20 protein-coding genes are annotated in these 18640 nt (G+C 43.0%); 9 read left to right on the top strand and 11 right to left on the bottom strand.

Annotation, left to right across the window (positions count from 1 at the left end; all coding sequences use genetic code 11):
• Positions 1 to 187: 187 nt before the first annotated feature.
• From EHC72_RS15470 to EHC72_RS15440, 7 genes are all read left to right on the top strand, one after another.
• On the top strand, positions 188 to 1579 hold the full coding sequence (locus EHC72_RS15470; protein WP_131538602.1) for a TolC family protein: 1392 nt from the start codon (positions 188 to 190) through the stop codon (positions 1577 to 1579).
• 7 nt (positions 1580 to 1586) lie between these two features.
• Positions 1587 to 4808, top strand: a complete 3222-nt coding sequence (locus EHC72_RS15465) for an efflux RND transporter permease subunit (RefSeq protein WP_131538601.1) — start codon at positions 1587 to 1589, stop codon at positions 4806 to 4808.
• Positions 4809 to 4820: 12 nt separating this feature from the next.
• Complete coding sequence (locus EHC72_RS15460; RefSeq protein ID WP_131538600.1) at positions 4821 to 5900, top strand: efflux RND transporter periplasmic adaptor subunit; 1080 nt, start codon at positions 4821 to 4823, stop codon at positions 5898 to 5900.
• A gap of 68 nt (positions 5901 to 5968) precedes the next feature.
• Positions 5969 to 6199: a hypothetical protein gene (locus tag EHC72_RS15455; RefSeq protein ID WP_131538599.1), complete on the top strand. Its 231-nt coding sequence runs from the start codon at positions 5969 to 5971 to the stop codon at positions 6197 to 6199.
• Complete coding sequence (locus EHC72_RS15450; RefSeq protein WP_131538598.1) at positions 6196 to 6762, top strand: hypothetical protein; 567 nt, start codon at positions 6196 to 6198, stop codon at positions 6760 to 6762. Before EHC72_RS15455 ends, EHC72_RS15450 begins: the two co-directional genes overlap by 4 nt.
• 31 nt (positions 6763 to 6793) lie before the next feature.
• Positions 6794 to 6976, top strand: a complete 183-nt coding sequence (locus EHC72_RS15445; RefSeq protein WP_131538597.1) for a hypothetical protein — start codon at positions 6794 to 6796, stop codon at positions 6974 to 6976.
• A gap of 87 nt (positions 6977 to 7063) precedes the next feature.
• Positions 7064 to 7420 carry a response regulator gene (locus tag EHC72_RS15440; protein WP_131538596.1) on the top strand — a complete coding sequence of 119 codons (357 nt, stop codon included), beginning with the start codon at positions 7064 to 7066 and terminating at the stop codon, positions 7418 to 7420.
• A 73-nt stretch (positions 7421 to 7493) separates the two neighbouring features.
• Here EHC72_RS15440 and EHC72_RS15435 read toward each other — a convergent pair whose 3' ends face one another.
• From EHC72_RS15435 to EHC72_RS15390, 10 genes are all read right to left on the bottom strand, one after another.
• The gene (locus EHC72_RS15435; RefSeq protein WP_131538595.1) at positions 7494 to 7883 is read right to left on the bottom strand and encodes a YidH family protein; all 390 of its coding nucleotides are present in this window, start codon (positions 7881 to 7883) and stop codon (positions 7494 to 7496) included.
• Positions 7884 to 8212: 329 nt separating this feature from the next.
• Positions 8213 to 8668: a DsrE family protein gene (locus EHC72_RS15430; RefSeq protein ID WP_131538594.1), complete on the bottom strand. Its 456-nt coding sequence runs from the start codon at positions 8666 to 8668 to the stop codon at positions 8213 to 8215.
• A 4-nt stretch (positions 8669 to 8672) separates the two neighbouring features.
• Positions 8673 to 9752: a c-type cytochrome gene (locus tag EHC72_RS15425; RefSeq protein ID WP_131538593.1), complete on the bottom strand. Its 1080-nt coding sequence runs from the start codon at positions 9750 to 9752 to the stop codon at positions 8673 to 8675.
• Positions 9753 to 9764: 12 nt separating this feature from the next.
• Entirely contained in the window at positions 9765 to 11105 is a 1341-nt protein-coding gene (locus tag EHC72_RS15420) for an MBL fold metallo-hydrolase (protein ID WP_131538592.1), read from the bottom strand.
• Between the two features lie 98 nt (positions 11106 to 11203).
• Entirely contained in the window at positions 11204 to 11530 is a 327-nt protein-coding gene (locus EHC72_RS15415; RefSeq protein WP_165585841.1) for a DUF983 domain-containing protein, read from the bottom strand.
• An 86-nt stretch (positions 11531 to 11616) separates the two neighbouring features.
• Entirely contained in the window at positions 11617 to 12030 is a 414-nt protein-coding gene (locus EHC72_RS15410; protein ID WP_131538590.1) for a DUF6691 family protein, read from the bottom strand.
• An 11-nt stretch (positions 12031 to 12041) separates the two neighbouring features.
• A complete protein-coding gene (locus EHC72_RS15405; RefSeq protein ID WP_131538589.1) occupies positions 12042 to 12599 on the bottom strand; it encodes a YeeE/YedE family protein in 558 nt (185 codons plus the stop codon).
• A 97-nt stretch (positions 12600 to 12696) separates the two neighbouring features.
• Positions 12697 to 12915: an MBL fold metallo-hydrolase gene (locus EHC72_RS15400; RefSeq protein WP_211660316.1), complete on the bottom strand. Its 219-nt coding sequence runs from the start codon at positions 12913 to 12915 to the stop codon at positions 12697 to 12699.
• A gap of 82 nt (positions 12916 to 12997) precedes the next feature.
• Positions 12998 to 13795: a sulfite exporter TauE/SafE family protein gene (locus EHC72_RS15395; protein ID WP_131538588.1), complete on the bottom strand. Its 798-nt coding sequence runs from the start codon at positions 13793 to 13795 to the stop codon at positions 12998 to 13000.
• A gap of 125 nt (positions 13796 to 13920) precedes the next feature.
• Positions 13921 to 14553, bottom strand: coding sequence for a Crp/Fnr family transcriptional regulator (locus tag EHC72_RS15390; protein ID WP_131538587.1), 633 nt, complete (start codon positions 14551 to 14553; stop codon positions 13921 to 13923).
• Between the two features lie 526 nt (positions 14554 to 15079).
• Here EHC72_RS15390 and EHC72_RS15385 point away from each other — a divergent pair.
• Positions 15080 to 15532 carry a response regulator gene (locus tag EHC72_RS15385; protein WP_131538586.1) on the top strand — a complete coding sequence of 151 codons (453 nt, stop codon included), beginning with the start codon at positions 15080 to 15082 and terminating at the stop codon, positions 15530 to 15532.
• 166 nt (positions 15533 to 15698) lie between these two features.
• Here EHC72_RS15385 and EHC72_RS15380 read toward each other — a convergent pair whose 3' ends face one another.
• Positions 15699 to 16556, bottom strand: a complete 858-nt coding sequence (locus EHC72_RS15380; RefSeq protein ID WP_131538585.1) for an AraC family transcriptional regulator — start codon at positions 16554 to 16556, stop codon at positions 15699 to 15701.
• 88 nt (positions 16557 to 16644) lie between these two features.
• Here EHC72_RS15380 and EHC72_RS15375 point away from each other — a divergent pair, with 88 nt between their 5' ends.
• On the top strand, positions 16645 to 18552 hold the full coding sequence (locus EHC72_RS15375; protein ID WP_131538584.1) for a heavy metal translocating P-type ATPase: 1908 nt from the start codon (positions 16645 to 16647) through the stop codon (positions 18550 to 18552).
• The last annotated feature ends 88 nt before the right edge of the window (positions 18553 to 18640 follow it).

The raw sequence follows: 18640 nt of genomic DNA, 5'->3' as shown, positions 1-18640 counted from the left end.
AGCTGCTCTAAAGCTGAATCTTCAAATGCTTTATAATTGAAGTGCTGCTCTTCTTGTTGATCTGACATAATTCCTATGTTTAAAGTTATTAATTTTCTTTTTGACACAGTTTATTGAACAGACCCTCGCCGTGTTTCCTGTCCTATACGTCCGTCAAATCTTTTTCCTTAAATTTTAATTTAGAGACATGATCCGTATTAAACAGATTTTCTGTTTGTTCCCACTTTTATATATGGGGCTGGAAAGCCATGCCCAAACCGACCCTAAGCCCATCGGGATCGTCGATCTGATCGATCACGTGACCGCTTTTTCGCCCTCATTGGCTGCTGATTCAGCAGCAGTGGACATTCGTGCTGCCCAGTTAAGGGAGACCGCGGCGAATGCCCTTCCCAATCTGAAGCTTAACTATCAGGCAGATATGGGCTCAAACAATAACGTGGCAGGGCCCTATATGGCCTTCGGTATCGTTCCCTCCAATTCTAGGGGCGTTAGAACCGAAAGCACTACCAAGGCTGCGCTTACTAATCTTGGGATTGTTTCCCTTGATTGGGAGGTGTATAATTTTGGTGCCTACGAAGCTCAGAATGCAGTCGCCAAGTCTGAACTTGTCGCAGAGCGCTCGAGGTTTGCCCAGCGACGATACCAAACCAGGGCCATCGCCATTGATGATTACCTAAGCCTATTAAAGCTTCAGGACATGCTATCCATTCAAGCAAGCAATATCAGTCGCAATGAGCAGATAGGCCGTTCGATTTTATCCCTTGCCAGAAGCGGTGTGCGTCCGGGTGTGGATACCAGTATCGCAGGAGCCGAACTCTCCAAATCAAGGTTGAACTATATTGAAATGGACAATACCTATAAACAGGTTCAGCTTGACATTGCAGCAATCAGCGGGTTAAATCCGGAAAGTATTATCGCTGACAGTACGATCCTTGATAGGCTAAAATCGCTTGAGGTAAACCTATCGGTAAAGTTGACCGACAGTTCAAGCCATCCGCTGCTTGATTTTTACAAAAGTAATTACCTCAGCAGCGTTGAAAAAGAAAAACTGGTTAAAAAAGCCTATAATCCGAAGGTGAGCCTGCAAGCTGTGGCATGGTCAAGGGGATCAAGTATTGATGCCAATGACAATTTCAACAGTCTATCCAGTGGTCTGGAATGGCAAAGGGAGAACTATCTCCTGGGTGTAGGCATTAGCTATAACTTATTTGATCTGCGTAGGCGACAGTTGAAACTAAGAACCCAGAAGGCCAGCAGCAACTTTTATTTAAAAGAACTACAGCAGGAGCGGCTAATGTTATCAAATGCCGCCCTTCAGGCAGGCCTTGAAATCAGTACCGCGCATAAGAGACTCGATGAAATACCAAACCAGCTAAAGGCAGCGGCCGCAGGGTACCGTCAGAAGCTCTCCCTTTATAAGAACGGGCTGACCGACATCATTGAGCTCAATGCAGCCCTGACCATCCTTTACCGCGCAGAAACTGACTTTGTTAACGCAAAGTACCTGTACATCCGGGCTCTTTTTCAAAAGGCTATTGCCACCAATCAAGTAGATTCACTGTTAAACGCATTAAAATAATAAAGATATGTCAATGGTTACCTCGGCCCTGAAAAAGCCGATTACAACAGTGGTGATCACCGCTAGTTTACTGCTTTTTGCAGTGCTCAGTGCGCTGAAGATCCCAATAGATATTTTCCCCCAACTTAACTCTCCAACCATATATGTTATAGAATCCTACGGGGGGATGTCTCCCCAGCAGATGGAGGGTTTTTTCTCTACCCGTCTGCAGGATCAGTTCCTTTACGTAAACGGTGTAAAGAATATCACTGCTAAGAACATTCAGGGTTTGACCATGCTCAAGCTGAGTTTTTATGAGAGCACCAACATGGCCGAGGCCTCTGCCCAGGTTGCTCTTCAGGTAAACCGGGCCATGAAGTTCTTTCCCCCAGGCGCACTGCCTCCGCAGGTGGTCCGCTTTGACGCCTCTTCACTGCCCGTCGGCCAGCTTGTACTCTCGGCCAAATCTCGCAGCCTGAAAGAAATCTATGATATGGCGGCAACGCGTATCAGGCCCATGTTTTCTTCCGTAGCAGGGCTTTCAGCGCCGCCGCCATTCGGTGCCAATTCCCGCTCGATTACCATTAGTGTAGATCCGAGCAAATTAAGGAGTTATAATCTGACTCCGGACGAGGTGGTAGGGGCTTTATCTAAGTTCAATGTCATGTCTCCTTCGGGAAATCTAAGGTTGGACAATACCATGATGGTAACCTCCATGAATTCTCTGGTTAAAACGGTGGATGAATTCAACAACATTCCCATCGCCACAAAAAACGGCGTTTCAATATTGGTAAGGGATGTGGCTAGGGTTGCCGATGCAGCAGATGTTACAGTAGATTATGCATTGATCAACGGGAAACGTTCGGTTTACATCCCGGTAGTAAAAACCGCAGACGCTTCGACCTGGTCAGTTGTAAAGTCCTTAAAGGCCAAAATACCTGAAATGCAGAGTCTCCTGCCGGACGATGTCCACATCTCATATGAATTTGACCAGTCTGTTGCCGTTATCAACTCGGTGAAAAGCCTGATCACCGAAGGTGGTCTGGGTGCCCTGTTAACGGGCCTGATGGTATTGTTGTTCCTGCGTGACCTGCGAAGCAGTCTTATCGTGGTGATCACCATTCCGGTATCGATTTTAATTGGCGTGCTTTTACTGGGTATGTTTGGTCAGACAATCAATATCATGACCTTGAGCGGCCTGGCACTTGCGATCGGGATTTTAGTTGATCAGGCAACGGTAACGATTGAAAACATCCACCAGCACCTGGAAATGGGCAAGCCCAAACGCGAGGCCATTTATGATGCCTGTGAGGAAATAGCCTTCCCGCTGCTACTCATCCTGCTGTGTATATTGGCCGTTTTTGCGCCATCCTTTATGATGAACGGGATACCAAAGGCAATGTTCCTTCCATTGTCCCTTTCAATTGGTTTTACCATGATTGTCTCTTTTATCGTGGCACAGACCCTGGTTCCCATTCTATCCAACTGGATGATCAAGGAAGAACGTTATCAGCACTATGATCATGGCAAGATCCATGCTCATGCTGGGGAAGCGTTGGACGAAAGGGAAGGGGAGCAGGTAGAGAAGCATTTGCAAAATGAAAAGGATGAACCGGAAAAAAATGATTTTTTTGAAAGGGTGAAAGTGCGGTTCATGGCGATCATCCAGCGGTGGATGCCGATGAAAAAGGGTATTGTCGGGATTTATTTAGTTCTGGTCATTGCTCTTGCAGGACTGGGCTTTGTTTTTATTGGAAAGGACATGATGCCAAAGCTCAATAACGGGCAGTTCCAGATCCGCATCAAAGCGCCAGATGGCACCAGGTTAGAACGTACCGAAGAGAAGTTCAAGCAGGTACTCTCCATTATCAATCAAACGGTGGATAACCATGTCGCGGTAAGTTCGGGATACGTTGGGCTCATTCCCAGCAGTTACGGAACCAGTAACCTGTATATCTTCAATACCGGTACCCATGAGGCCGTGTTACAGGTGAACCTGGATGAAGATTACAAGGTGAATATGGATGATCTGAAGGATGCGCTGAGAAAGAACATCGCTTATAAACTTCCTGATCTGCGTATTACCTTTGAGCCGATCGACATGACCGAAAAGATCATGAGCCAGGGTGCCGCCACACCGATTGAGATCAGGGTAGCGGGAAAAGATATGGATCAGATCGAATCTTATGCTAATAAGGTTTTGGCAAAACTTAAAAAAATAGATTACCTCCGTGATATCCAGATTGCTCAACCCCTGCACATTCCCGTGGTTTCTATTACCCTTGATAGATTAAAGGCTGCGCAGTTTGGGCTGAACGTGGTTGATATTGCGAGGTCTGTTACCGCAAGTACCTCTTCCAGCCGTTTTACCGAAAAGAACCAGTGGCTGGATGAAAAAACTGCCTATACCTATCAGGTACAGGTGCAGGTTCCCGAATATGTAATGAATACGATGGATGAGCTCAAAGAAATTCCTTTGGTAAAAGGGCAGAGCAGTCCGGTACTTGGCGATATTGCAACTTTCAATACCAGTTACCTCCCAGGCGAATATGACCGTTCAGGGCCAAGGCGCTTTCTGACCGTGAGCGCAAACATCTATAAAAAGGATCTTGGAACGGCGACGGCCGATGTTGAAAAGGCTTTGAAGTCCGTAGGTACACCTCCAAAGGGACTCACAGCGGAAGTGAAAGGTATGTCGAGCCTGTTGACAGAGACGCTATCTTCTCTTCAGGGCGGACTTGCTTTTGCGATACTTGTTATATTCCTGCTACTTGCAGCCAATTACCAGTCTTTCAAGCTTTCACTGACGGTTCTTTCGACTGTTCCTGCTGTAATCCTTGGGTCGCTTACCGCATTATTGCTTACAGGCTCGACCCTCAATCTACAGAGCTACATGGGGATGATCATGTCTACCGGTGTTTCGGTAGCCAATGCGATTCTGATCGTGACCAACGCCGAAAAACTCAGACTGGATTATAAAGATTCTACCCGGGCGGCAGTGGTGAGTGCCGGGATTCGTTTAAGGCCAATCCTGATGACCAGTTTTGCGATGATAGCTGGGATGATTCCGATGGCCTCCGGTATGGGCGAATCCGGTGAACAGACCGCGCCGCTCGGCAGAGCTGTTATTGGCGGGCTATTCTTTTCAACCCTGGCTGCGCTCTTCATCCTTCCGCAGGTTTTCGCCTGGGTACAGAAAAAAAGCAGCTTAAAAGAACCAAACCTAATGCCTAGAAAAACAAGAATTTAAAAGATAAACAACATGAAAACCAGATTCATTCCCATCATAATAATTATAAGTGCTCTGGCCGCCTGTGGTGGCAACCAGAAGCCCGTGAACATCAGTCCCGAAAAAAGCGGCAAGGAAGCCAAATATGAAACGGCTAAGGTCGAAGAAGAGGCCCTTTCGAGTTTTACCCGCATTCCCGGCGTACTCAAACCTTTCAACCAGGTAAACATTTTTCCAAAGGCCAACGGCTTTGTGAAAGCAATACTGGTCGATTTAGGGTCTAAGGTGACCAAAGGTCAGCTGCTGATGACCCTGGAAGCGCCGGAACTCGAATCACAATTGCAATCGGCAAATTCCCGTTACCTGCAGGCACGTGAGACCGCATCGGCAAGCAGTGAGAAATACAGGCGGCTTAAAGAAGCTGCAAAAGAGGAAGGTTCGGTGTCTCCGCTAGAACTTGATAATGCGCTTTCCAGGATGAAAGGAGATAAGGCCATAGCTGAGGCTGAGCGTTCAAATGTGTCCTCAGTACGCACCATGCAGGACTACTTAAAAGTGTATGCGCCTTTTGACGGGGTGATCGTGGACAGAAATGTTTCACCCGGAGCACTGGTGTCAGCAGGCAAATCTTCAGATCTTCCTATGCTGGTATTGCAGGATCTGACCCATATGAGGCTTGAAGTGTCCATCCCCGAAGATTATGTGGACAAGGTGGATTTAAGCCAGATGGTCAAGTTCCACTTCAATGCACTGCCTGGCGAGCAGCGCCAGGCAAAGATCAGCCGGTCTGCTAATTCACTGGGCAATATGCGCCAGGAAATCGTGGAGGTTGATGTGGCCAATAAAGATAACAGATTGAAGGCCGGTATGTATGCCGAGGTTGAAATCCCGCTTAAATCCGGTGCTACCTCGCTTCTTGTGCCTAATTCTGCAATCGTTCGGTCTACAGAAAGGAAATACGTAGTGGTGGTTCAAAATGGTAAAGCCAAGATCGTTGACATCAAGGAAGGGATGAAGGGAACAGATATGACCGAGATTTTTGGTTCCATAAAAGCCGGGACAAAGATTATCTCGCCTGCGAACGATGAGATCAAAAGCGGTCAGGCGCTATAATACTTTGCCGGGTGGATATTAGCCACCCGGCAAATCTTTTTATTAGTCAGATAAGAAAAAAGGAAAATATGAAAGATTTAGAATTTAACCATGAGTTTGAAATCGGGGGAAAACACATTTGCATAGATGTCCCAAAAGAAAAATGCAACCAGGTCTACATCGAGGGAGAGCTTGTTGGAACGGTCTGGGAGTGTAAAAAACAGGGTGTAATATCCTTTGTATCACGAGATTTTAAGCTTGCTCCATACCTGGAAAGCATTGCAGCCGAGTTAAACAATTTTTACAGGACCTCCTTATGAGTACCTATGCCAGATGGACATTTAAATCTTTTGTAATCGCGTTCCTGTCATTGATGACTGTAGCGGTAAAGGCGCAAGATCAAACTGCCGTCTCTAAAATATCGCTGGGCTTTGTCATGGGCTTTCCCACCGGTAAGACTGCCAAAACTTATGTCAACGGATATGGGGTATCAACAAAAGTTGAATTCAAGGTTACCAAACACCTCAACCTGACCGGATCTGCGGGCTATATGACTTTCCGCTATAGGGACGAGGTAAAAAAGCGCCTCGATTATTTAGGAGAGCCAACAAGCATGAATGGTGTTATTCCAATTAAAGTCGGAGCAAAATACTACTTTGATGGTATCTATTACGCTGCTCTTGAGCTTGGTGCAGCAAATACTCTTGGAGACCGGGTCAATACCTCTTTTGCCTACGGACCAACTTTGGGTGCCAGCATTCCAATCTCGAAGCATTACAGTGCAGATCTGGGCCTTCGTTATGAGGGTTGGAAAAGCGGCGGAGGCCAGGTTTCCTTTTTTGGGCTTCGTTTGGCTTCGGCGATTTCAGGAACTAAAAAATAATAGGCAAAATATTTAACCTAAAATTTAAATTATGACAGAGAAAAATGTATCCCAATCGTTTGAAATTTTTGACCATAAAGAATCCTTTACAAAGGTTGCAGATACAAGATATAATTCTGCTAACAAGCAGAGAGAAGTTTTGTTGCGTTACCTGCTGGAGCGATTGAACTTGGAAACCAGTCATCTCAATGACAAGCTAAAAGTGAGAAAGTAAGAGGCCATTTTAGGAAAGTGATCGGCATCTTTTGAAATAGCGAACGAAATTTATTTTAACCGGGGTAACCCACAACATTCAAGGTAAATGGTAAAAAGAATATATCTTTTGGAAAATGATGAGGGTATAACCGAAGTGTTACAGCTTCTTTTTAGCGGTGAAGGATACGAAGTTTCAGCGTTTTCTTCGGTAAATGCTTTTGTGGATGGGGTCGACGGACATGCTGCAGATCTTTTCCTTCTGGATGTCATGCTCCCGGATGGAAACGGCATTGAAGTCTGCAATTACCTTAAGTCGTTGGAGAAAACCCGGCATGTTCCTGTCATCATGATGAGCGCCCATGCGGACCGTTATGATATCAGAAGGGGCTGCGCTGCGGAGAATTTTATTCAAAAGCCGTTTGATATTTATGACCTGCTGCGTTTGGTAGCTAAACATATCTGACCGGTGATAAAGTACGGGTTCTCTCAAGTTTGGTGTCCGTACTCATAATCAGTGTTTTCATATCAGAGATCCGCTAAGTTGTTCTTACAAGATATATCAACAAAAGCATGCTTGAAATAAAAATAACCACGGTAAGGACTTTGATGAGTGTAGAGGAATGGTAATAAGTGCCTTGATTAATAAGTGTATGAGTTTTTTGATAGCGCAGAAATGCCAGGATAATGGTCAGTGCGCCTACCCCGACAAGAAGTATTCCTATCCTCTGTGAGTTGCCGGTTTGGTGTACGACGGCTTTGGTCCCAAGAGCGAGAGTGATCTGCTTGATAAAAAGTGAAAACTTAACAACCACAAAACCAAAACCCATAATTCCTATACTGGTCCTAATCCAGGCGAGAAAAGTACGTTCGTTGGCCAGATGGTCGCCGGTGTTTGATTTAGGAATGGCTTGTTCTTCTTTTTCCATTATTGATAATATTGGTTGCCGGATCACGGCACATCTGATTAACAAAATTTTATCAATGCTGTTTGGATGAGCTCTGTATTAATTGTGAAGCTTTTCGATAAATCCCATAGCATTTTATATACTGTAATCGGCACAGGACATGCGATGATATTAAATTTTTTCGACCTTTTGAATTTTAATGTTGCCGGCATAAGCCATTGATATATAATCATAACAATAATTTTCGGCCCCGGATGAAATGGTTCCGGCACAACTGATCATCATCTTTGCATCGTATCGAAATACCAATTTGCACCTTTTAAAGATTCACTGCCGTTTGGGTTTTTACATTAGGGATGAACGATTACCCATCCTTCCGCCGACCGGATGATGATCTCTCCATTGCCACTGGGTACATAGCTGATGAAATCGAACAGATCTGATTTATCAATTTTCCGCTCACGAACCGTATTTTCGCACTGCGCCAGAATTACGCCCTTTGACTTTAGCAAATTAAGCTGCTCAAGGAATTTTCCATCCTTGCGATAAACCGCCACGCCATCCCCGAAGGCGATAAACTCAACCTCCAGTTTTCCCTTCAGTCTTGGATCCTCCAACGCATTGTTGATGTTCCGGAGTGTTCCCGAAATATGTTTTTCCTCGGCGCTATTAAGTACATATAGCGCTTTATATGATTTCTTTTTTGCAACAGCACCCGTAAAAGGTTTTTTTGTCTCCTGTGCGGATACATTGGTGGTGATGGCCATCATGATGACAAGCTGGAGTAAGATCAGTAATTTTTTCATGTTTCTATTTTTTCTGTTTTATAAGTGCGTGCTGTTTAGCTATGTAAATAAACGGACCATATTTATGCTGTTTTTCGCTGAAGGAATCTGAGTATGGCCCGAATGGATAATCTATTGGTTTTGTGCGTATGTTCTTATAATCGTTTTTGGAATCCAGGTGCGGTCTGGGCTGCGCATTTACAAAAGCAGCTACGTCCCAGGCCTCCGCATCCGTTAGATTCGGATCTTTGTAGGTGGCGCCATAGGGCATGTTGTTTTTGACAAATCCCGCAAAATTTCCAAGCCTGAACATTCCTGCACCATCGTTATAGCTGTCCCTGCCCCAGAGGGGAGGGTAAATGTATCCTTTTCCATCAGGTGAGGCAACGCCTTTACCCGTTGCTCCATGACAGCTGCTGCATTTGGAGGCATATACCATTTTCCCCTTCAGGGGATCTGCAGGCACGTCCAGATATGGGATTTTTTTTACCGAATTATCCGCAATGGAATGTGCGGCGTCCTGTTTTTTTCCAACCCATTTTAAATAGGCGAGCATGGCCAGCATTTCCCTGGATTTTCTTCCCGGAGCTTTGCCGTTCATGCTTCGCTCGAAGCACTCATCAATCCGTTCAAAGGCTTCTTCCTTTCTCCCGCTTCTTGTGCTCATTTTTGGAAAACCTGCATAAAAGATGGAGAAATTATTCGCAAAGGGCCTGGTTCCTGCATCCAAATGGCAGTTCTGACAATTCATACCATTAGTTAGCTTTCCTACGATGCCCTGCGGCCCGAAATAGTATGCCGTACGGACAATCAAATTCCTGCCATACCTGATCAGATCTGCATCAGCTTTGCCCTGAAGCTGCATCGTATCAGGCGCCTTCCAATATTCGGGTTTGGGAACACGGCGCTCAAAAGGTTTTATTTGATTCTGTTGAACGGAGGGTCTGGACTTATCCGCATAGAGGCTCTTTGGAAGATGAAATCCGCTGAGCGCTAAAACCAGAGAAAACATGACCACAACAAACAGAAATGACGTCCATGCCAGATATTTCCCAAGCCGGGCAAATACTTGCAGTTTATCCTCTTTGTTTCTTTCTGTTTTCACCCCCTTAAAATATCAATTCTGAAAATCCTTAATGGCCTCACCAATATCAAGCACCTTTTGCTTGCCATCAATAACGGATGCAATCAGTGAGCTTGCAGCTGCACTTCTGTATCCACCGGCGCAGTGTACCGCTATGGGTTGTTCCAGCGGAATTTCGTTTACCCTTTCCCTTAAATTTCCCAGTGGAATATTTATGCTGTTCTCAAAAATACTGTTTTCCATCCGCTCTGTCTTGTTCCTCACATCCACAATGGTATATCCATTTTGGTTCTCTTTAAAATTTTGGATATCGATAACCTCATCCCGGACAGTTTCTACTGCGTTTATAAAACCGCCGGCAAGCTGCATTTCATATCCGATGGATGCGGTCCTCGCGATAAGACGATGCAATGTAGCAAGATTTTCTGCCATAAGATAATAAGGCTCTTCAGGCTTCACAATGCTGCCCAGCCAGGTTTCAAATTTATTTCCATCCATGATATTTACAGCGCCTTCTATATGTCCCTTCTTAAAAACATCTTCTCTTCGCGTATCGATAATTAGGGCATTTGGTTTTAAGTTTTCACCGGATTCCATGATCTGAACCAAACTTACCGAATCTTCAAACGGTGCTGCGCCTTTCTTGTTCAACGCCACATCAAAAGGGAAGTAGAATGGAATAAAGGGCTGGTTTTCATTTAATGCGCTCACAAAATCGGCCTCAGTCATTTCCTGCAGTGACCAGTTACTTCTTTTTTCAGCACCAATGGTACTGCTATTGGCCTCGCTCAACGCTTTTCCGCAGAGCGTACCTGCCCCGTGTGCCGGATACAGAATCACTTCATCTGAGAGCTTCATCAGTTTGTCCCTTAATGAATGGTACATCTGCGAGGCAAGGAAATTACGTTCTGCCTGTGCATCACCCCCACTTTCCCGTAAGTCGGGCCTTCCGCAATCACCGATAAAAAGGGTATCTCCGGAAAACAGCGCTTTTTGTTTCCCTTCGTGTTCGAGCAAAATACTAATACTATCCGGAGAGTGCCCCGGGGTATTGATTGCCCTTAAGGTAATCTTTCCCAGGGTTATCATCTGGTCTTCATCAAATGGGGAAAACAGGTAGGACGGAGTATTGAGCTTACTGCAATATATTGTTGCGCCGGTCTTATTATGGATTTCCAGATGAGCACTCACAAAATCTGCATGAGGGTGCGTCTCAATAACACCAACTATTTTAGCCTGATGTTCTTCCGCAAAATGGTAATATGCAGACGGATCCCTGGAGGGATCGATCAAGATGATTTCGTTCCGGCATTCGCTCAGTACCGCGTAACTGTAATGGGAGAGGTGCTTGTCTTCAAACTGTTCTATTTTCATGTGTTTTTATTTTTGTTTAATGTGTTTACGGTATGGTTCCTGCCTTTACTTGTTACATCAAATTTACCCATTAGCGGTTTTTCGCTCTGTAACTTTTGTCACAGAGCCCCGAAATCTTGCCAGCATTTTGTGCCTGCACTTTTATCATACTTGATCGGAGAGAGTATATGGAGCAAAAGGGTTCTGGCATAGCGGTAGTTGAAGGTGAATAGAAGGATAACCGGTGCAATAGTGGTTGCGATGATTGCCCACTGATCTTCTTCGCCAAAGATCATGAATGCCAGAATGCCTGCATTGACAAGTTGTGCGACAATGAAAACATAACTCACATACATCGCTCCGATAAAGAAGCCCGGCTCTATCTCATAGTTCAGGTTGCAGCAGGCACATTTTTTATTCATTTTATCATATTTCCAGTGGAACATGGAATGGGTATATAATTTTCCCTTTCGGCACCTTGGACATGTATGGTTTATTATAGCCCTTAGTTTGCTCATCATGTTCTATTTTATTAATGAGGGAGCTTGCTTTTCATCGCTCCGTATATATAGGTGCCCAGCAGCGCGCCAAGAATTACCACCGCCATACCGGCATATCCGCTTCCAAGGTTAACGAACATGGGGCCGGGACACGCGCCGGTGAGTGCCCAGCCCAGGCCAAAAATAGTGCCGCCTAATATGTACTTAATATAGGCCTTGTCCTTATCGTGGAAGACAATCGGATTTCCGGCTATGTCTTTGGCTTTGAATTTTTTAATCAGGAATACTGCAATTACGCCAAGTACAACGGCTGTACCAATAATTCCATACATATGGAAAGACCGGAAACGGAACATTTCCTGGATCCTGTACCAGGAAACAGCCTCAGACTTGGTCATAATGATTCCGAAAAGTGTTCCTGCAAGAATATATTTTATGAACTTCATGTTTTAGGGATTTAAAAGATAAGGGGCATGATTAGGAAAGTCATGATCAGCCCACCGACAAAGAAGCCTATTACGGCAACCAGCGATGGTACTTGCAGATTCGAAAGCCCGGATATGGCATGGCCGGAAGTACAGCCACCTGCATAACGAGATCCAAAACCGACTAGTAAACCACCGATGAGCAAAATAGCCGGCGTTTTTAAATCTTTCATGGCTTCCAGTGAAAACAGGCCGGTTGGATTTAGTCCGCCATCGAACTTAATGCCCAATTGATTTAAATCGGTAATTGCGGCGGCAGATAATTTTACGGGAGATGGACTGCTAAGGTATTTTGTAGCAACAAATCCACCTATTACCGAGCCAATAAGGAACATCAGGTTCCAGATCTGGTCCTTCCATTTAAAATCAAAAAACTTTACTTTTCTGCCGGCTCCGGCTATACTGCACATCGTTCGCAGGTTTGATGAAAAGCCAAAAGACTTCCCGAAAAAAAGTAGGATGAGCATAATGAGTACGATCATGCTGCCCGAGAAATACCAGGGCCAGGGTTGTTTAATAAAATCAATCATGTTGTTTTAAATGAAATGTTAAGATGGGGTTTTTTGTTGTTGTTAATAAAAGCTCATGCCAGATTGATAACGACTTTGCATTCGGCCCGTAACCGATTTATGCGCCGCTTTCCTTGGGCAGATCAATGTGTCCGGACACAAAATCAGTATTGAAATGTGTTTCGAGGAAGTATTTAATTCTTGCGTTGTTTTTCGCTGCACGTTCAATATGTGAACTAACCTCTCGAAGCGGATCGATAATGGCCGCATCTCCATTGCTTTGGATATAATAGGCGCCCTGTGCCCGACATCCTGTGTAAATTAGTTCTATGATCATAAGTAAATTGGTATATTAAAATTAATGCTTAACGATCTGGTTATTTGTGACTTTGGTCACACAAATAGTTTATTGGTGAAGGTCACTTGAATACCACCTCTTTTAAAATGATGTAACATCCCATAACCAGTACAAACCATCCGAAACCTTTTTTCAGCTTTCCTCCATCTATTTTTTTGTTTATCATCCCACCGACCACAATACCGGCGATGGCAACGGTAGTAATTTTGGTGAGAAAGATCCAGTCGATATGGAAATGTCCAAGATCGCCGGTGAAACCGATGAGCGAATTAAGCGATATGATGAAAAGTGAAGTCCCTACGGCCTCTTTCATGGGTAAGCCCACTAAAATTACAAGAGTTGGAATAAGTAGAAAGCCGCCACCAGCACCCAAAAAACCAGTAGCAAGGCCAATGGCAATTCCGTATAACAACAGTTTACCGATGTGAAGTTGGGGTTTTACAATTCGGATGCTACTTTCTGCTCTTGCACCTTTAATCATCGCTGTTGCGGCTGCTACCATCAAAACTGCAAAGAGTACCATCATAAACATGTTTTCTGTTAACTCAAAATCGCCGATTTTTATTATTGTCTTAGGGATAAGGGGGATAATGAATTTACGGGTTAAGAATACAGTTGAGATGGATGCACTTCCAAACAGCAAAGCTGTTTTAATATTCACCAGCCCACGCTTAAAATTCCCGACTGTACCTGCTAAACTGGTAGAGCCAACGATGAACAATGAATAAGAAGTAGCCAATAGCGGATTAACCCCAAACAGGTAAACCAGTACCGGCATGGTGAGGATAGAACCGCCACCGCCGATCAGTCCAAGCGAAATTCCAATTAAGGCAGAAGCAACGTATGCAATGATTTCCATTTCTGTTATTTTTTAACAAAAATCGGGTTATCATATACTAATGTTGGTGACTTTTGTCACACCCGTTATATTTTGAGAAACGATCTCTTTCGAGGTAAAAATACCGCTAATTTTTTATTATGGACTTAGGCTAAGTATTCGATGTAATTACGGTACATTTTAATTTCTCCGGCCTGCTCCATTTTTTTAAGCAACCTTGAAATTACTTCCCTGGAGGTGTTCAAATCAGATGCAATTTCACTGTGGGTAAGATGAAGTTGTTTTGTTTTTAAATCTCCAGCTTGTTTTTTCAGGTAAAATGCCAGACGCTCATCCATAGCCTTAAAGGCGATATTATCGATGACAAAGAGAAGTTCTTCAAAGCGCATACGGTAGGTTTCGATTACGAAATAATACCATGTTCTGTAATCCCGCATCAGGGTATCCATCAGCGCAATGGGAATCATGAGTACCTTGGTCTGTTCAATTGCCTTTGCCATTACCTGGCTGGTTTCCTGTTTGGTTGCGCATATCATGGAAAGCGCGCATGCATTTCCCGGCTGGAGATAATACATAAAGAATTCCTCCCCATCCTCTCCCTCCCTATAGAGCTTTACCATGCCTTCTATTATAAGCACTGTGGAGCGCATATTTTGCCCGGTTTGCATGAGCATATCGCCTCGCCGAAAATCCCGAAGCGTGGCATTCTCGATAATTATGTTCTGAAGAGCAGGTTCAAACTGGGGAAAAAGTCTATCGATGTATTCCGCAATGGTCATATCCTTGATTTTAGCTGTTTTGGATTTTAAAGATAGCTATACTCCGGGCCTGCGCCAAAATTCTTTAAAATATGGATCGGAATATATTTTTGGATATAGAATCGAGCGCTCGTTTTAAATCCCTTTAGTGTCCTATCGCAGACTTCATTGTCTTGCAGTTTAAATCTTTAGGTTTATGGAAAGATGTTTTTTGAGCATGCATTGTCAAATCAAAACATTCTGCGAAAGCTTCAGTAGAGTATGATAGTATACTAGACTGGATAAACCAGAGTATATTGACCCCGTCTCACCGGAAATAAATTTATTGTAAATTGTTGCTTGCCTTTATGTTAGTAAATTGGCGAGAAGGGGTCAAATGGATTGGTTTGTCCAATCAGCCATATAATCCCACATAACAGTTTTCGTTTTTTTTGTGGAGCTTTCCAATTGATGGCGACTCCAATAATATTACGCTTTTAGAAAATAGCCCTAAGTGCTTTATAAGTGATAAGAAATACATCGATAACAGCTTTAACAGAATTGATTTATGCAATTATTCTTTACTGTAGATTGCCCACCTTATACGTTTTCGTCATGTAGCCAAGATGTTTGTATCTTTGATGGATTGATTGTATTTATGAAGAAAAAAGTTGTGCTTGTTCAGGATAATGAAGATATCTTAAACATTATGGATCAGGTTTTGGAGGAAGAAGGGTTTAATGTCACTTCATCTCTAACAACGGAACCTATTAAAAATATTGATAAAATTGATCCTGATGTAGTTGTAATCGATGAGCACATTAAGGGAGGAGTTAGGGGATCTGAGGTTGTTAAAGACTTAAAAGCAGATCCTGAAACTCAAGATGTACCTGTTATTTTAACTTCAACATCAGATAAACTACCGGAACAGGCAGAAGCATGTAAAGCAGACGACTACATTCAAAAACCTTTTGATATTGACCACATGGTTGATGTAGTAAAACGTAATGTCGAAGATTAATTTATTAGCGAATCAGTATTTTGGAAAACAAAAAGCTATTAATCCCTTCTTCACCGAAAATAAAATAACAATTATTTCTGATAAGCCTTTTGTTTGTGGTATTCCGAAATTGGTTTGATGCGGCCAGTCAAGTTGGTTTATCATTTAAAGAATGAAATGTCAGCAATTAAAATTGCCATTTTTTAAATTGTGACGCAGTTTGCCCAAATACACTTTTAAAGGTTTTATTCAAATGGCTTTCATCAGTAAAGTTCATTTCATTTGCAATCTCAGAAATCGTAAGATCACTATATTTCAGACGGGTTTTAATAAGTTCTAATTTGTATTTGGTAATGTAGTCTTTAATGGTGCTTCCGGTTTGTTGTTTGAAATATCTATTTAAATGATCTGGGGATTTGTTGAAGTGGGCCGATATATTTTCAATCTTAATCAGTTCCTTATCATAGATATGTTGTTGAATATACACCGTAATCTCATGAATCCTATCTTTTGGGTTATGGATTTTAGAAATACTGATGATATTTTGCTGAATATTTCGTGCAATTAAATGCAATAGTAAAAAAACGATGTTTTGGGTGATGATGTTCGAAAAGGAAAGCTTTCTTTCCTGCTCTTCTATCAGCTGGGTAATCAGAACCTCAAATAAGTTCTTGTCCGAGTCTGCGACAAGATTTCCGGTTATACCATGGTGGTTATGGAATATATATTCAAGGCGTTTAAAAAAGTCACCGACATCCATTTTTTCTTCCTTTCTAAAAGGACTTCTAGAGAAAAAATTCTCTGTAAAATCTATAATGCAGAATTTGGTATAGCTGTCAATCCTAAAAGTATGTGCGTCATCGGGAGTCAATAGAAATATATCCCCTTTGAAAAATGCAAAGTGGTTATCATTAATGTTATGGATTCCCGATCCTTCCAAAACATAGATCATTTCAAAGAAATGATGTTTGTGTAAACCTGATTTGTTTGATGTGATTTCTTTAATAGTGACTTCAACATCCTGAAACAGCTGTAGAGTTTTCATGTCTTAAAGTTACCGAAAAACATCGGTTTCTTACCTGTTGTATTTTCTGACTCTATTGTAATTTTACATTTGAATTAAAACTGATATCATGGCAGAGCTAGTTATACCTGAACCTGAAAACCGCTTATCATCTGAATTATGGAAAAAGCACGGAGCCGCAGTTGTAACAGGTGCATGTTTGGTATTTATTGTTCTCGCATGGCTAGCAGGCAAGAATGGGATGAATGGAATTGAGATTACCTTTTTCGTTCTTGCTTACCTTGTAGGTGGGTACCAAAAAGCATGGGAAGGTTTAGAAACACTTTTTAAAGAAAAAGACCTTGATGTTGACCTGTTAATGGTTGTTGCTGCAATCGGAGCTGCCGTAATTGGATATTGGATGGATGGAGCGATACTGATCTTTATCTTTTCCCTAAGTGGCGCTTTGGAGGGCTATACCATGGAGCGGACAAACCGGGACATAGAGTCAATCATGAACCTTCGGCCTGAACAAGCCGCTCTTTTGGAAAATGGCAAAGAAAGAATTGTGAAAGTAGATGCGCTAAAGCCGGGAGATATGATATTGGTGCGTCCCGGTGAAAGAATCTCTGCCGATGGGATTATTATAGAAGGATATTCTGCAATCAACCAGTCTTCTATTACAGGAGAACCTTTGCCAGTAGATAAAATAAAAGGTGATGAAGTTTTTGCAGGAACCATTAATGGTCAGGGCGCAATTGAAATTAAGGTTACAAGTCCGGCAGAGGAAACTGTTCTGGCGAAGATCATCCATTTGGTTCAGGAGGCAAAGAATGAAAAGCCACCTGCACAGCTTTTCTTAGAAAAGTTTGAAGGTATATATGCAAAGGTTGTGGTGTTAACTGCTATTCTGTTAATGGTTTTGCCGCCGTATCTCTTAGGTTGGAATTGGGATCAGACCATATACCGGGCAATGATTTTTGTGGTAGTCGCCTCACCGTGCGCCCTCGTGTCTTCTATCATGCCTGCGATGCTATCTGCAATATCTAATGCGGCCAGACATGGCGTTTTATTTAAAGGTGGTGTACACCTGCAAAATATAGCAGGGGTAAAGGTAGTTGCCTTTGATAAAACAGGTACGCTTACCCTTGGACAGCCAAAATTAGTAGATATTTTACCGTTTGGTTCTTATTCGGAAGATGAATTACTTCGTGTGACGGCAAGCGTTGAAACACTCTCAGAGCATCCAATTGCAAAAGCAATTGTTCAGGCTGCTATTGAAAAAAATATTCCTTTAACAAGGCCGGTAGGGTTACAGGCAATTCACGGTTTGGGTGTTCAGGCTTCACTAGAGCAGGTTGAATATAACATTGGAAAAAGAAATATGCTTTCTGGTATTTCTATTGACCAGGCACAGGAGGAAACGGCATCGCAATTTGAAGCGGAAGGGAAAACCGTCATTTTTATTGCCGCGGGTAAGCAGTTGATAGGTCTGATGACCATTCAGGATAAAATAAGGCCCTGGGCAAAGAAAATAATAAGTGACCTTCGTGACATGGGTATCAGAACGGCCATGTTAACCGGAGACAGCAATACTACGGCAATGGCCATAGCACAACAGGCAGGAATTGAGGATGTTTATTCAGAGTTAATGCCTCAGCAAAAAGTGGAAGTTGTGCAAAAGCTGGAAAATCTATATGGTAAAGTTGCTATGGTGGGTGATGGTGTCAATGATGCTCCAGCATTGGCGACGGCTTCAGTTGGAATAGCTATCGGTAGCGGTGGTACAGACATTGCTATGGAAACAGCTGATGTTATCTTAATGAAGGACAATATTGAAAACATACCATTCGCCATCGGATTAGGCCGAAGGACAGACAGGGTAATTAAACAAAATATCGCATTTGCGATTGCTGTAGCACTTATATTGGTCACTTTAAATTTTATTGGAGGAATGATCAATCTTCCTGAAGGCGTCGTAGGTCATGAAGGAAGCACGGTACTTGTTATTTTGAGCGGACTCCGGTTATTAAGATAATTAATACAATTGCACAGGATTTCTAACAGTTAAGTATATATTTGCAAAATGAGATTATGGATTGCCCGTGTTTTTATTGGCTTTGCGT

It is taken from the genome of Pedobacter nototheniae (assembly GCF_004335085.1).
In the GTDB taxonomy this organism is placed as follows: Bacteria; Bacteroidota; Bacteroidia; order Sphingobacteriales; family Sphingobacteriaceae; genus Pedobacter; species Pedobacter nototheniae.
Note: the sequence above shows the minus strand (reverse complement) of the source record. Positions and strands in the feature narration are given on the sequence as shown.

Coding starts and splice junctions, on each gene's coding strand:
- EHC72_RS15470 (WP_131538602.1), top strand. CDS start 188: ATGATCCGTATTAAACAGATTTTCTGTTTGTTCCCACTTTTATATATG.
- EHC72_RS15465 (WP_131538601.1), top strand. CDS start 1,587: ATGTCAATGGTTACCTCGGCCCTGAAAAAGCCGATTACAACAGTGGTG.
- EHC72_RS15460 (WP_131538600.1), top strand. CDS start 4,821: ATGAAAACCAGATTCATTCCCATCATAATAATTATAAGTGCTCTGGCC.
- EHC72_RS15455 (WP_131538599.1), top strand. CDS start 5,969: ATGAAAGATTTAGAATTTAACCATGAGTTTGAAATCGGGGGAAAACAC.
- EHC72_RS15450 (WP_131538598.1), top strand. CDS start 6,196: ATGAGTACCTATGCCAGATGGACATTTAAATCTTTTGTAATCGCGTTC.
- EHC72_RS15445 (WP_131538597.1), top strand. CDS start 6,794: ATGACAGAGAAAAATGTATCCCAATCGTTTGAAATTTTTGACCATAAA.
- EHC72_RS15440 (WP_131538596.1), top strand. CDS start 7,064: ATGGTAAAAAGAATATATCTTTTGGAAAATGATGAGGGTATAACCGAA.
- EHC72_RS15435 (WP_131538595.1), bottom strand. CDS start 7,883: ATGGAAAAAGAAGAACAAGCCATTCCTAAATCAAACACCGGCGACCAT.
- EHC72_RS15430 (WP_131538594.1), bottom strand. CDS start 8,668: ATGAAAAAATTACTGATCTTACTCCAGCTTGTCATCATGATGGCCATC.
- EHC72_RS15420 (WP_131538592.1), bottom strand. CDS start 11,105: ATGAAAATAGAACAGTTTGAAGACAAGCACCTCTCCCATTACAGTTAC.
- EHC72_RS15415 (WP_165585841.1), bottom strand. CDS start 11,530: ATGTTCCACTGGAAATATGATAAAATGAATAAAAAATGTGCCTGCTGC.
- EHC72_RS15410 (WP_131538590.1), bottom strand. CDS start 12,030: ATGAAGTTCATAAAATATATTCTTGCAGGAACACTTTTCGGAATCATT.
- EHC72_RS15405 (WP_131538589.1), bottom strand. CDS start 12,599: ATGATTGATTTTATTAAACAACCCTGGCCCTGGTATTTCTCGGGCAGC.
- EHC72_RS15400 (WP_211660316.1), bottom strand. CDS start 12,915: ATGATCATAGAACTAATTTACACAGGATGTCGGGCACAGGGCGCCTAT.
- EHC72_RS15395 (WP_131538588.1), bottom strand. CDS start 13,795: ATGGAAATCATTGCATACGTTGCTTCTGCCTTAATTGGAATTTCGCTT.
- EHC72_RS15390 (WP_131538587.1), bottom strand. CDS start 14,553: ATGACCATTGCGGAATACATCGATAGACTTTTTCCCCAGTTTGAACCT.
- EHC72_RS15385 (WP_131538586.1), top strand. CDS start 15,080: ATGCAATTATTCTTTACTGTAGATTGCCCACCTTATACGTTTTCGTCA.
- EHC72_RS15380 (WP_131538585.1), bottom strand. CDS start 16,556: ATGAAAACTCTACAGCTGTTTCAGGATGTTGAAGTCACTATTAAAGAA.
- EHC72_RS15375 (WP_131538584.1), top strand. CDS start 16,645: ATGGCAGAGCTAGTTATACCTGAACCTGAAAACCGCTTATCATCTGAA.